The sequence below is a fragment of the Terrisporobacter muris genome (assembly GCF_024621905.1).
Classification (GTDB): Bacteria; Bacillota; Clostridia; order Peptostreptococcales; family Peptostreptococcaceae; genus Terrisporobacter; species Terrisporobacter muris.
In genome coordinates this window covers 1-1,229 of record NZ_JANKBY010000578.1, presented here as the reverse complement: position 1 = coordinate 1,229, position 1,229 = coordinate 1, and the positions used below count along the sequence as shown (strand labels likewise).

General features: G+C 27.5%; 1 protein-coding gene. It reads left to right on the top strand.

What is annotated here, in order from left to right:
* Positions 1-1,215 (top strand): sodium/glutamate symporter (locus NSA58_RS20395; RefSeq protein ID WP_330652623.1); only part of this gene is annotated, 1,215 nt, incomplete at its 5' end.
* Between the last annotated feature and the right edge of the window lie 14 nt (positions 1,216-1,229).

Sequence of the window (1,229 nt, the reverse complement as noted above, 5' to 3'; positions counted from 1 at the left end):
GTAGGTGAAAAAATGTATAACCTAGATTTAAACATAGTAAGCACCTTAATATTATCCATAGTTTTATATTTATTTGGTAATTTTCTAACTAATAAAATTTACATACTTAATAAATTATGTATTCCTTCTCCCGTTGTAGGTGGTCTTACTTTTTCATTATTTGTTTTTATTTTAGAATACTTTAAATTAGTAAATGTATCTATGAATACTCTCCTTATGCCTTATTTTATGTCCTTTTTCTTCACCATAGTAGGATTAAATGTCAGTTTCAAATTATTAAAAAAAGGAGGAAAAGTTTTAATTATTTATTGGTTACTATGTGCTCTTTTGGGATTTTGTCAAAATATCATAACCTTTATTTCATCAAAACTATTAAATATAAATCCTCTTTTAGCATTAATGTGTGGGAATATATCCATGGAAGGTGGACATGGCTATTCTTTAGCATTTGGAAGGACTTTAGAATCTTTAGGTGTAGAAAATGCTTGTAATGTTGGCTTTGCTTCTGCTACTTTAGGCCTGATTATGGGAGGAATAATTGGAGGGCCTATTGCCAAAATTTTAATTGAAAAATATCACTTAAAATCTTCAAATATACATAAAGTAAATAAATCTTCTTTAATGAAAAGTAATACTTCTATTTTAGATATTAATGACACACTATTTTTTGAACAAATTTTAATTGTTTTAGTTTCCATGAGTGTTGGTAGCGTTTTAGCAAATATTATCAATGTGTATTTTCATATAGTTATACCAAGTATAGTAGGATGTATTTTTGTTGCTGTATTATTTAGAAATTTTAATGATAAAACTAAAATAATGATAATGGATTTTAAACTATTAGACTTTTTACAAAACTTGTCCCTTGGAATGTTTTTGACTATGGCTCTTATGAGTATTGACTTGTTCACTTTATCTAGTTTATTTGGTCCAATAGTTTTTATAGTAATTTGTCAGGTAATATTTATTATTATATTTGCTACAACATTTGCTTTTAAACTTCTTGGAAAGGACTACGATGCTGCTGTAATGATAAGTGGTATGCTAGGTCATGGACTTGGTGCTACACCCAATGCTTTAGCTAATATGGGTTCTGTAACAAATAAGTATGGAGCTAGTGCAAATGCCTATTTAGTCGTCCCCTTAGTTGCTGCTTTTTTACTTGATGTTTTCAGTATTCCATGCATTTTGTTTTTTATTAATATTCTTACATAAAAAATTTGATTAAT